We start from the raw sequence: 11,706 nt of genomic DNA on the forward strand, positions 1-11,706 counted from the left end.
AAAGCCGACCCGAAGGTCGGCTTTCAGTCTTAGCGTGCGTTATTCAACAGGCTGAGGACGAGTAGCTGGCGCAGTAGCCATGTGCGTTGCACTGTGACCACCGGCAGCACCTTTGCCTTCGAAGTTGAATGCCGGACGAACCCAGTCGCTATGGCGTGGCGCTTCAGGTACATACTCAGGTGCCGGGGCGCGAGTCATCGGCGCGGTAGCAACGTGAGCAGGCGCTGGAGCGGCAACGACCTCAACCGGCTCGGATTTCACTTCAGCCTCTTTGACCTCTTCGACAACAGGCTCAACCTGAATCTCGACGTCCTGAACAACCTCTTCCGTCACCGTTTCGACGGTAACGTCTGCGGGTTCTTCTGCTGCGGAGACCGGCTCAGCTTCCTCCGCGACTTCTTCAGCCACCACGGTATCTTCTACGGCAATGATCTGCGGAGCGGCATCAACCGGCGCAGCAATGACTTCAGGATGGGTCGTTTCCACTTCCACAGCCTGCGGTGCCACCGTGTCAACAACTTGCGGTTCGACCACGGTTGCCGCTTCAGTCACGACGTCTTCCACCGCTGCTACCGGTGCAATCACCTCTTCGGTCACAGCCTGTTCTTCAACAGCCTGCTCCGGGCGAGCAACCGGATAACGGATCCAGACTTTACCGGATGCCATCTCAGGTGACGCGCACGCCACGGTCAGCGGCATTGGCGACTGAGTCGGGTAACGCTCGTCACGGTAGCGACGACGACGCTGACCGCTCACGCGCAGATGACGCGGAGAACGACGGGAGCGACGCGGCATACCTGCGTTGTCACGGTTTTCGCTGCTTTCGTCCTGCTCAACCTGATTTTCCACTACGGCTGGCAGGTCAACTTTTGCAACCTGGGTACCCGTTGTGCTTTCTGCTGCTTCAACCGCGATAACGTCGTTTTCTTCCGTCTGAACAGCACCCACACGTACTTTCTGGGTCAGCTGACGCTGCTTACGACGCGGCATAACCTGAGTACGCTCTTCCTGCTCCGTGTCCTGCTGTTCAACAGGCGCTTCGCGGTTCAGGTTTTTGACTTCCTGCTGGGCCTGGCGTTTCTCGTCGTTACGACGACGGTTACGCTCGCGGCGAGGTTGCTGCTCGTCACGCTGTTTGCTCTTCTCGGACTCATCGCCCGCCTGCTGGCGAATCTCACGATCTTCAACGTTCTGCTGTTGCTTCTCGCGACGGTTGCGACGGTTGTCCTCGCGTTGTTCACGACCTTCGTTGTTCTCGGAACGATTATCACGGCGTTCGTTACGATCGCTACGGTCGTTGCGGTCATTACGATCGCGACGATTGTTCTGACGCTTACGACGGTCCTGCTGACGCTCTGGTTTCGCTTCTTTTGGCGCTTCTTTCGGCTGCTCAGGCTGAACTTCTTCGCCAGCAAACATTTTTTTCAACGCGCCGAAGATGCGGCTCAGGAGACCCGGCTGCACAGGCTGCGCTTTTGGCGCGGCAGGGGCCGCCTTTTGCACGGCAGGTTTTGCCGCTGGTTTTTCCAGCGTCGCTTCCGGCGGGGCTTCCGGCATGATGAAGGTTGCTAATGCAGGCTGCTCAGGCAGTTTACGCTCGGCAGGCTCTTCATCCGATGGCAGCGCCATTTCTTCTTCATGCAGCTTCGGCAGCAGGTAGCTGAGGGTGCTTGTCTCTTCGCCTTTACGCACGCGCAGCACGTGATAGTGCGGGGTTTGCATCTCGTCGTTTGGCACGATGATGCAGCGAACGCCGCCCTGACGCGCTTCGATTGCGCTTACCGCTGCACGTTTTTCGTTCAGCAGGTAGGAGGCAATCGGCACCGGAACGATGGCGTGAACCTCTTTGGTGTTCTCTTTCAGCGCTTCTTCTTCAATCAGACGCAGAATAGAGAGGGAGAGCGATTCATTGTCACGCACGGTACCCGTACCGGAACAGCGCGGGCAGACGTGATGGCTGGACTCGCCGAGTGACGGGCTCAGACGCTGACGGGACATTTCCAGCAGGCCGAAGCGCGAGATATGGCTAATCTGGATACGTGCGCGATCCTGGCGTACCGCTTCACGCAGACGGTTTTCAACCGCACGCTGGTGGCGAACCGGGGTCATGTCGATGAAGTCGATAACAATCAGACCACCCAGGTCGCGCAGGCGGAGCTGGCGGGCGATTTCATCAGCGGCTTCAAGGTTGGTGTTGAAGGCGGTCTCTTCGATGTCGCCGCCACGAGTTGCACGCGCGGAGTTGATGTCGATAGCGGTCAGCGCTTCGGTGGTATCAATTACGATAGAACCGCCGGACGGCAGACGCACTTCACGCTGGAAGGCAGACTCGATCTGGGATTCAATCTGATAGTGGCTGAACAGCGGGATTTCACCGGTGTACAGTTTAATTTTGCTGGTGAAATCCGGGCGACCCAGCGCGGCGATGTGCTGGCGAGCCAGCTCAAGCACTTTCGGGTTATCAATCAGAATTTCACCGATGTCCTGACGTAGATAATCACGGAAGGCACGCACAATAACGTTGCTTTCCTGGTGGATCAGGAACGGAGCAGGACGGCTCTCAGCCGCTTTCTTGATGGCTTCCCAGTGCTTCAGACGGAAGCTCAGGTCCCACTGCAACGCTTCGGCAGATTTGCCGACGCCTGCGGTGCGCACGATAAGGCCCATGCCGTCTGGCAGCTCGAGACTTGCCAGCGCTTCTTTCAGCTCGGTACGGTCATCGCCTTCGATACGGCGAGAGATGCCACCCGCACGCGGGTTGTTTGGCATCAATACCAGATAACTTCCTGCCAGGCTGATAAAGGTGGTCAGTGCGGCACCTTTGTTGCCACGCTCTTCTTTATCGATCTGGACGATAACTTCCTGACCTTCACGCAGAACATCTTTAATGTTCGGACGGCCATGGGAGTTGTAGTTTGCAGGAAAATATTCGCGGGCGATTTCTTTGAGAGGAAGGAAACCGTGACGCTCAGCACCGTAATCGACAAATGCAGCTTCAAGGCTTGGTTCAATGCGGGTGATTTTGCCTTTGTAAATGTTCGCTTTTTTCTGTTCGTGTCCAGGACTTTCGATATCCAGATCGTACAGGCGCTGCCCATCCACAAGGGCGACACGCAACTCTTCTTGCTGAGTTGCGTTGATTAACATTCTTTTCATCGTAACTTACTCGTTATTCTTACATTGACGACAAAGCTGCGGGCAAGGTGACGCTTTCCGGGGTATGAACCGATGGCCTCGTGTCTATTCACGTCGCCAACCTCACGGTTGTCGCTCGCTTAAGAGGCGCAGAGTGTCGGTTGCCTGTGTTTCATACGGAAACACAGCGCAATTATCAGGGGAATTGCCTGGGAAAACTCTCCAGAGAACAATCCTTATACCGGGAAGTACTGCAACCCGCAGCCCGCTAACTGCCTGAAAGATCAATACGTCTTACGCCATTGCTGCGTGGATGATCGGTCAGACAAAATTGGTCATTCCGTCGACATCCTTACAAAACCCGGATTTAACGCGGAAAACGGATTCATTATTCCACTGCTCGCCGGGTTATAGCAAGATGACTTTTACCAATTATCACCCGGTTACTCACAGTTTCTTCACTTCAACGGGGTGATTGGTTTAATAACCACCAAATCGATTGCGCGAAAGGGGAGTGGTCCGGATAAAAGTAAATATAAGCATAGAAAAATGAGTGGCGCTAATGTCTGACGCTATTTAGAATCGCCAACCATGAAAACAGAGACTCCAGCCGTAAAAATGGTTGCCATCGCCGACGACGAGGCGGGGCAACGTATCGATAATTTTTTGCGCACCCAGTTGAAGGGCGTGCCAAAAAGTATGATTTATCGCATCTTGCGTAAGGGCGAGGTGCGGGTGAACAAAAAACGCGTGAAGCCCGAGTATAAGCTCGAGGCGGGCGATGAAGTCCGGATTCCACCGGTACGTGTTGCAGAGCGTGAAGAAGAGGTCGTTTCTCCGAAGCTGCAAAAAGTCGCGGCCCTGAGCGACGTTATCCTTTATGAGGACGACCACATTCTGGTGCTGAATAAACCGTCCGGAACGGCGGTGCACGGGGGGAGCGGCCTGAGCTTCGGCGTGATTGAAGGGTTACGCGCGCTGCGCCCGGAAGCCCGTTTCCTCGAACTGGTTCATCGTCTTGACCGTGATACTTCTGGCGTGCTGCTGGTGGCGAAAAAGCGTTCTGCGCTGCGTTCATTGCATGAACAGCTGCGCGAAAAAGGGATGCAGAAAGATTATCTGGCGCTGGTGCGCGGTCAGTGGCAGTCCCACGTGAAAGTGGTGCAGGCGCCGCTGCTGAAAAATATTCTGCAAAGCGGCGAGCGCATTGTTCGCGTTAATCAGGAAGGGAAACCGTCTGAGACGCGCTTTAAAGTTGAAGAGCGCTACGAATTCGCCACGCTGGTGCGCTGTAGTCCGGTGACGGGGCGTACCCACCAGATTCGCGTCCATACCCAGTTTGCGGGCCATCCGATTGCGTTTGATGACCGCTATGGCGATCGCGAATTTGATAAGCAGCTGGCGGGAACAGGGCTGTCGCGTCTGTTCCTGCACGCGGCAGCGCTGAAATTTACCCATCCTAATACCGGCGAAGTTATCCGTATTGAAGCGCCGCTGGATGAGCAGCTCAAACGCTGTCTGAAAGTTCTGCGCGGCTGATTTTGTGCCGGGTGGCGCTGCGCTTACCCGGCCTACATGTTTTTCTCCCTCTCCCTGTGGGCATCAGGCCGCAACGGTCACATCGTCAGCGGATTACACTCTTCTCGCCTTAACATCTGGCACAGCGCAATCAGCGGCAACCCCACCAGCGTGTTGGGATCGCGGCCATCGAGCTTGTCGAACAACGCAATCCCTAGTCCTTCACTTTTAAAGCTCCCTGCACAGTTTAGCGGACGTTCCCGACGCACATAATCCATAATCTCCTGCTCGCTAAGATGACGGAAGTGCACATCAAACGGCTCGCACTCGGTTTGCAGATGACCGGAAGCCGAATTATAAAGCGCCAGGCCGGTATAAAAGGTCACGATACCGCCTCGCGCACGCAACAGCTGCTGGCAGGCGTTTTCTTCCGTATGCGGTTTGCCGGTGATTTCGCCGTCCAGCACACAAACCTGATCGGAGCCTATAATCAGATGTGCGGGGTAACGTACGGCCAGCGACTGTGCTTTCTCTTTCGCGAGACGGGTCACCAGATGACGCGGTGACTCGCCCGGCTGTGGCGTTTCATCCACCTCCGGCGCAGCGCATTCAAACGGGATCCCGAGCTTTTCCAGCAGCATTCGGCGATAAGGTGAAGTGGAAGCAAGGACGAGATTTGGCATATTTTTATCACCAGATATAGCGTATCGATGCCAGCCATTTTAAACTACAGGCCGCAATGTGTGCGAATAATTGGCAAAAGGCAGCTCTGGTTGCCTTTTTCTTTGACTCTATGACGTTACAAAGTTAATATGCGCGCCCTATGCAAAAGGTAAAATTACCCCTGACTCTTGATCCGGTTCGTACGGCTCAAAAACGCCTCGATTACGAAGGAGTCTATTCTTCCGATCAGGCTGAGCGTATTGCCGAATCTGTAGTCAGTGTGGACAGTGATGTAGAATGCTCCATGTCGTTCGCTATCGACAACCAGCGTCTCGCCGTGTTAACCGGTGATGCAAAGGTGACGGTAACGCTCGAATGTCAGCGTTGCGGGAAACCGTTTGTACAGCATGTTCACACAACGTATTGTTTTAGTCCGGTTCGTTCTGACGAACAGGCTGAAGCACTCCCGGAAGCGTATGAGCCGATTGAGGTTAACGAATTCGGTGAAATCGATCTTCTGGCGCTGGTTGAAGATGAAGTCATCCTCTCCCTGCCAGTCGTTCCGGTGCATGATTCTGAACACTGTGAAGTGTCCGAGGCGGACATGGTCTTTGGGGAACTGCCTGATGAAGCGCAAAAACCAAACCCATTTGCCGTATTAGCCAGCTTAAAGCGTAAGTAATTGAGGAGTAAGGTCCATGGCCGTACAACAGAATAAACCAACCCGTTCCAAACGTGGCATGCGTCGTTCCCATGACGCGCTGACCGCAGTTACCAGCCTGTCTGTAGACAAGACTTCTGGTGAGAAACACCTGCGTCACCACATCACCGCTGACGGTTTCTACCGCGGCCGCAAGGTTATCACTAAGTAATCACGCGTCAGCGTGATTAGGCTTAGTGAGGAACTTCCCCGTGCAAACGGGGAGTTTACCGAACCAGGCTGCGACGATACCTTGACACGTCTAACTCTGGCGTTAGATGTCATGGGGGGAGATTTTGGCCCTACCGTGACAGTGCCTGCAGCATTGCAGGCACTGAATTCTAATTCGCAACTCACACTTCTTTTAGTCGGTAATCCCGACACAATCACGCCATTACTTGCAAAAGCTGACTTTGAACAACGTTCGCGTCTGCAGATTATTCCTGCGCAGTCAGTTATTGCCAGTGATGCCCGGCCATCGCAGGCTATTCGTAATAGCCGCGGCAGCTCTATGCGAATGGCGCTGGAGTTGGTGAAAGAAGGGCGAGCGCAGGCTTGCGTCAGCGCGGGAAATACTGGCGCGCTGATGGGGCTGTCGAAATTATTGCTCAAGCCGATTGAGGGCATTGAGCGTCCGGCGCTGGTGACGGTATTACCGCATCAGCAGAAGGGCAAAACGGTGGTGCTGGATCTGGGCGCTAACGTGGATTGTGATAGTACAATGCTGGCTCAGTTTGCCGTTATGGGGTCGGTGCTGGCTGAAGACGTGGTCGGGATTAACAATCCCCGCGTTGCTTTACTGAATATTGGTGAAGAAGAGACTAAAGGCCTGGACAGTATCCGCGACGCTGCGGAAATACTCAAACAGGTCCCCTCCATCAACTATATTGGTTATCTCGAAGCCAATGAGTTGCTGACGGGCAAAACGGATGTATTAGTGTGTGATGGCTTCACCGGAAACGTGACGTTGAAGACCATGGAAGGGGTCGTACGAATGTTCCTTTCTCTGCTGAAATCGCAGGGAGAAGGTAAAAAAAGGTCCTGGTGGCTGATTTTATTAAAGCGTTGGTTACAAAAAAGCCTGACGCGGCGATTCAGTCACCTCAACCCCGACCAGTATAATGGCGCCTGTCTGTTAGGATTGCGCGGCATCGTGATTAAGAGTCATGGCGCCGCCAATCAGCGAGCATTTACCGTCGCGATTGAACAGGCAGTGCAGGCGGTGCAGCGACAAGTCCCTCAGAGGATTGCCGCTCGCCTGGGATCTGTATTAGCTAAAAGTGACTGAGCGTACATGTATACGAAGATTTTAGGTACCGGCAGCTACCTGCCAAAACAAGTGCGTACCAACGCCGATCTTGAAAAAATGGTAGATACGTCTGACGAGTGGATTGTCACGCGCACAGGTATCCGTGAACGTCGTATCGCCGCGCCAGACGAAACTGTGTCCACCATGGGCTACGAAGCCGCTCAGCGAGCGCTTGAGATGGCTGGCATTGATAAAGAACAGATCGGGCTTATTGTGGTGGCGACAACCTCTGCCACGCATGCCTTCCCAAGCGCAGCGTGCCAGGTGCAGAACATGCTCGGCATCAAAGGCTGCCCGGCATTTGATGTTGCAGCAGCGTGCGCGGGTTTCACCTATGCGCTGAGCATCGCCGATCAGTATGTAAAATCGGGCGCCGTAAAATATGCGCTGGTGATCGGCGCTGATGTGCTGGCGCGTACCTGCGATCCAACCGATCGCGGCACGATCATTATTTTTGGCGATGGCGCGGGCGCGGTGCTGCTGGGGCAGTCCGAAGAGCCGGGCATCATCTCCACGCACTTGCATGCCGATGGCCGCTACGGCGAGCTGTTAACGCTGCCTAACGCCGATCGCGTTAATCCTGATAACTCCATTTACCTCACCATGGCAGGTAATGAAGTATTCAAGGTGGCGGTGACTGAGCTTGCGCATATTGTCGATGAGACGCTGGAAGCCAATAACCTTGAACGCACCGCACTCGACTGGCTGGTGCCGCATCAGGCGAACCTGCGTATCATCAGCGCGACGGCGAAGAAGCTGGGCATGTCTATGGATAACGTTGTGGTGACGCTTGATCGCCACGGCAACACCTCTGCGGCATCGGTACCGTGCGCATTTGACGAAGCGGTACGCGATGGACGAATTAAACGGGGCCAACTGGTCTTGCTTGAGGCCTTTGGTGGCGGGTTCACCTGGGGTTCCGCGCTGGTTCGTTTCTAGGATAAGGATTAAAAAATGACGCAATTTGCTTTTGTGTTCCCGGGACAGGGCTCGCAAACTGTTGGGATGTTGTCTGAAATGGCAGCAAACTATCCGGTTATTGAAGAGACTTTCCGTGAAGCCTCTGACGCGCTGGGTTATGATCTGTGGGCGCTGACCCAACAGGGCCCCGCTGAAGAGCTGAACAAAACCTGGCAGACTCAACCGGCACTGCTGGCAGCCTCCGTCGCATTGTGGCGCGTATGGCAGCAGCAGGGCGGCAAAGCGCCGACGCTGATGGCGGGTCATAGCCTGGGTGAATACTCTGCGCTGGTCTGCGCAGGGGTGATTGCCTTCGCTGACGCGGTACGCCTGGTTGAATTGCGTGGTAAATTCATGCAGGAAGCGGTGCCAGAGGGCACGGGCGGCATGTCTGCCATCATCGGTCTGGATGATGCTTCTATCGCTAAAGCCTGTGAAGAATCTGCTGAAGGTCAGGTCGTTTCTCCGGTAAACTTTAACTCGCCAGGCCAGGTGGTTATCGCGGGTCATAAAGAAGCGGTTGAGCGTGCAGGTGCTGCCTGTAAAGCTGCGGGCGCAAAACGTGCGCTGCCCCTGCCGGTGAGCGTGCCGTCTCACTGCGCGCTGATGAAGCCCGCTGCCGATAAGCTGGCGGTTGAGCTGGAAAAAATGACCTTTAACGCACCGACGATTTCCGTTGTGAATAACGTCGATGTGCAGTGCGAAACCGCGCCGGAGGCTATCCGTAACGCGCTGGTTCGCCAGCTCTACAGCCCGGTTCAGTGGACTAAAACCGTTGAATTTATGGCGTCTCAGGGCGTTGAACATCTGTATGAAGTTGGTCCAGGTAAGGTACTTACCGGTCTGACAAAACGTATTGTAGACACCCTGACTGCCTCGGCGATTAACGAGCCGGAAGCCATGAAAGCGGCACTCTCGCAATAAAAGAGGAATACCATGAGTTTTGAAGGAAAAATTGCCCTGGTGACCGGCGCAAGCCGCGGTATTGGGCGCGCTATTGCTGAAACACTGGTTGCGCGCGGCGCGACGGTGATCGGGACTGCGACCAGTGAGAATGGCGCACAGGCCATCAGCGACTATCTGGGTGCGAACGGTAAAGGTCTGGTACTGAATGTGACTGAACCAGCATCTATCGAATCTGTTCTGGAAAATATTCGCGCAGAGTTTGGCGAAGTGGATATTCTGGTCAATAATGCCGGGATCACTCGCGACAACCTGCTGATGCGAATGAAAGACGACGAGTGGAACGATATTATCGAAACCAACCTGTCATCTGTATTCCGTCTGTCAAAAGCGGTAATGCGCGCTATGATGAAAAAGCGTCATGGTCGTATTATCACTGTAGGTTCTGTGGTTGGTACCATGGGAAATGCTGGTCAGGCTAACTACGCTGCGGCGAAAGCAGGTCTGATCGGTTTCAGTAAGTCGCTGGCGCGTGAAGTCGCGTCCCGCGGAATTACTGTAAACGTTGTTGCTCCGGGCTTTATTGAAACGGACATGACGCGTGCGCTGACTGATGAGCAGCGTGCGGGTACGCTGGCGGCAGTTCCGGCGGGTCGTCTTGGCGACCCTAAAGAAATCGCCAGCGCGGTTGCATTTTTAGCCTCTGACGAAGCGGGTTACATCACTGGTGAAACCCTCCACGTCAACGGCGGGATGTACATGGTTTAATCACGATCGAAAATATTTGCGTTATTTGGGCAAATGGCCTCAAAATAACGTAAAATCGTGGTAAGACCTGCCGGGATTTAGTTGCAAATTTTTCAACATTTTATACACTACGAAAACCATCGCGAAAGCGAGTTTTGATAGGAAATTTAAGAGTATGAGCACTATCGAAGAACGCGTTAAGAAAATTATCGGCGAACAGCTGGGCGTTAAGCAGGAAGAAGTTGTGAACTCCGCTTCCTTTGTTGAAGACCTGGGCGCAGATTCTCTTGACACCGTTGAGCTGGTAATGGCTCTGGAAGAAGAGTTTGATACTGAGATTCCGGACGAAGAAGCTGAGAAAATCACCACCGTTCAGGCTGCCATTGATTACATCAACGGTCACCAGGCGTAAGTGAACATCTCCAGGCGGTCATTCGACCGCCTGAGTTTTATCTTTTGTTGTCCCACGAATCTCTTTTTTTATCCCTCCCTGGAGGACAAGCGTGTCTAAGCGTCGTGTAGTTGTGACCGGACTTGGCATGTTGTCTCCTGTCGGCAATACCGTAGAGTCCACCTGGAAAGCTCTCCTTGCCGGTCAGAGCGGCATCAGCCTAATCGACCATTTCGATACTAGCGCCTATGCAACGAAATTTGCTGGCTTAGTAAAGGATTTTAACTGTGAAGAGATCATCTCGCGCAAAGAACAGCGCAAGATGGATGCCTTCATTCAATATGGAATTGTCGCTGGCGTTCAGGCCATGCAGGATTCTGGCCTTGAGATTACGGAAGAGAACGCGACCCGTATCGGCGCCGCTATCGGCTCCGGGATTGGCGGTCTGGGTCTGATTGAAGAAAACCATACATCCCTGATGAATGGCGGCCCGCGTAAAATCAGCCCGTTCTTCGTTCCGTCTACGATTGTCAACATGGTGGCAGGTCACCTGACCATTATGTTCGGCCTGCGTGGCCCAAGCATCTCAATCGCGACAGCCTGTACGTCTGGCGTGCATAACATCGGCCAGGCCGCGCGTATCATTGCGTACGGCGATGCAGATGCTATGGTTGCGGGCGGCGCTGAAAAAGCCAGTACCCCGCTGGGCGTCGGTGGCTTCGGTGCAGCGCGTGCGCTCTCTACCCGAAACGATAATCCTCAGGCGGCGAGCCGTCCGTGGGATAAAGACCGTGATGGTTTCGTGCTGGGTGACGGTGCAGGCATGATCGTACTGGAAGAGTACGAACACGCGAAAAAACGTGGCGCGAAAATTTATGCTGAAGTTGTTGGCTTTGGCATGAGCAGCGATGCTTATCACATGACGTCTCCTCCAGAGAACGGCGCAGGCGCTGCGCTGGCGATGGAAAACGCCATCCGCGATGCGGGCATTACGCCAGCACAGATTGGCTACGTTAACGCCCATGGGACGTCTACCCCTGCGGGCGATAAAGCAGAAGCGCAGGCTGTTAAGTCTATCTTCGGCGAATCTGCCGGCCGCGTAATGGTAAGCTCCACGAAATCCATGACCGGTCACCTGCTGGGTGCTGCGGGGGCAGTAGAGTCAATCTACTCTATTCTCGCGCTGCGCGATCAGGCTGTACCGCCAACCATCAACCTGGATTATCCGGATGAAGGTTGCGATCTGGACTTCGTTCCTCACGAAGCGCGCCAGGTTAGCGGTATGGAGTATACCCTGTGTAACTCCTTCGGCTTCGGTGGGACTAACGGCTCTCTGATCTTCAAAAAGGTCTGAGTCTGGTTAGTCGCTGACGATAAAAA

General features: G+C 54.3%; 11 protein-coding genes. 9 read left to right on the top strand and 2 right to left on the bottom strand.

The window, feature by feature from the left end; all coding sequences use genetic code 11:
* Positions 1-39: 39 nt before the first annotated feature.
* Complete coding sequence (gene rne, locus AC4OVU_RS08705; RefSeq protein WP_491928659.1) at positions 40-3,156, bottom strand: ribonuclease E; 3,117 nt, start codon at positions 3,154-3,156, stop codon at positions 40-42.
* 570 nt (positions 3,157-3,726) lie between these two features.
* On the opposite strand from rne, the gene rluC reads away from it, so the two are divergent.
* Positions 3,727-4,674 (top strand): 23S rRNA pseudouridine(955/2504/2580) synthase RluC, encoded by a 948-nt coding sequence (gene rluC / locus AC4OVU_RS08710; protein WP_003857970.1) that lies wholly within the window; start codon positions 3,727-3,729, stop codon positions 4,672-4,674.
* Between the two features lie 77 nt (positions 4,675-4,751).
* On the opposite strand, the gene AC4OVU_RS08715 is transcribed toward rluC, so the two are convergent.
* Positions 4,752-5,336: a Maf family protein gene (locus AC4OVU_RS08715; RefSeq protein ID WP_017693639.1), complete on the bottom strand. Its 585-nt coding sequence runs from the start codon at positions 5,334-5,336 to the stop codon at positions 4,752-4,754.
* Between the two features lie 140 nt (positions 5,337-5,476).
* Between AC4OVU_RS08715 and yceD the strand changes: the two genes are divergently transcribed.
* The 8 genes from yceD to fabF all read left to right on the top strand — a co-directional run bounded on the left by yceD (position 5,477) and on the right by fabF (position 11,680).
* Complete coding sequence (gene yceD, locus AC4OVU_RS08720; protein WP_110292254.1) at positions 5,477-5,998, top strand: 23S rRNA accumulation protein YceD; 522 nt, start codon at positions 5,477-5,479, stop codon at positions 5,996-5,998.
* A gap of 16 nt (positions 5,999-6,014) precedes the next feature.
* Positions 6,015-6,188 (top strand): 50S ribosomal protein L32, encoded by a 174-nt coding sequence (gene rpmF, locus AC4OVU_RS08725; protein ID WP_003857964.1) that lies wholly within the window; start codon positions 6,015-6,017, stop codon positions 6,186-6,188.
* 81 nt (positions 6,189-6,269) lie between these two features.
* Positions 6,270-7,304, top strand: a complete 1,035-nt coding sequence (gene plsX / locus AC4OVU_RS08730; protein WP_017693638.1) for a phosphate acyltransferase PlsX — start codon at positions 6,270-6,272, stop codon at positions 7,302-7,304.
* A gap of 6 nt (positions 7,305-7,310) precedes the next feature.
* Positions 7,311-8,264: a beta-ketoacyl-ACP synthase III gene (locus AC4OVU_RS08735; protein WP_017384725.1), complete on the top strand. Its 954-nt coding sequence runs from the start codon at positions 7,311-7,313 to the stop codon at positions 8,262-8,264.
* 15 nt (positions 8,265-8,279) lie between these two features.
* Complete coding sequence (gene fabD, locus AC4OVU_RS08740; RefSeq protein WP_015570824.1) at positions 8,280-9,209, top strand: ACP S-malonyltransferase; 930 nt, start codon at positions 8,280-8,282, stop codon at positions 9,207-9,209.
* Between the two features lie 12 nt (positions 9,210-9,221).
* On the top strand, positions 9,222-9,956 hold the full coding sequence (fabG, locus tag AC4OVU_RS08745) for a 3-oxoacyl-ACP reductase FabG (protein WP_003857956.1): 735 nt from the start codon (positions 9,222-9,224) through the stop codon (positions 9,954-9,956).
* Between the two features lie 154 nt (positions 9,957-10,110).
* Positions 10,111-10,347 (top strand): acyl carrier protein, encoded by a 237-nt coding sequence (acpP, locus tag AC4OVU_RS08750; protein WP_003857954.1) that lies wholly within the window; start codon positions 10,111-10,113, stop codon positions 10,345-10,347.
* Positions 10,348-10,438: 91 nt separating this feature from the next.
* On the top strand, positions 10,439-11,680 hold the full coding sequence (gene fabF / locus AC4OVU_RS08755) for a beta-ketoacyl-ACP synthase II (RefSeq protein WP_017693637.1): 1,242 nt from the start codon (positions 10,439-10,441) through the stop codon (positions 11,678-11,680).
* The last annotated feature ends 26 nt before the right edge of the window (positions 11,681-11,706 follow it).

The sequence above is a fragment of the Enterobacter sp. 6722112 genome (assembly GCF_058661685.1).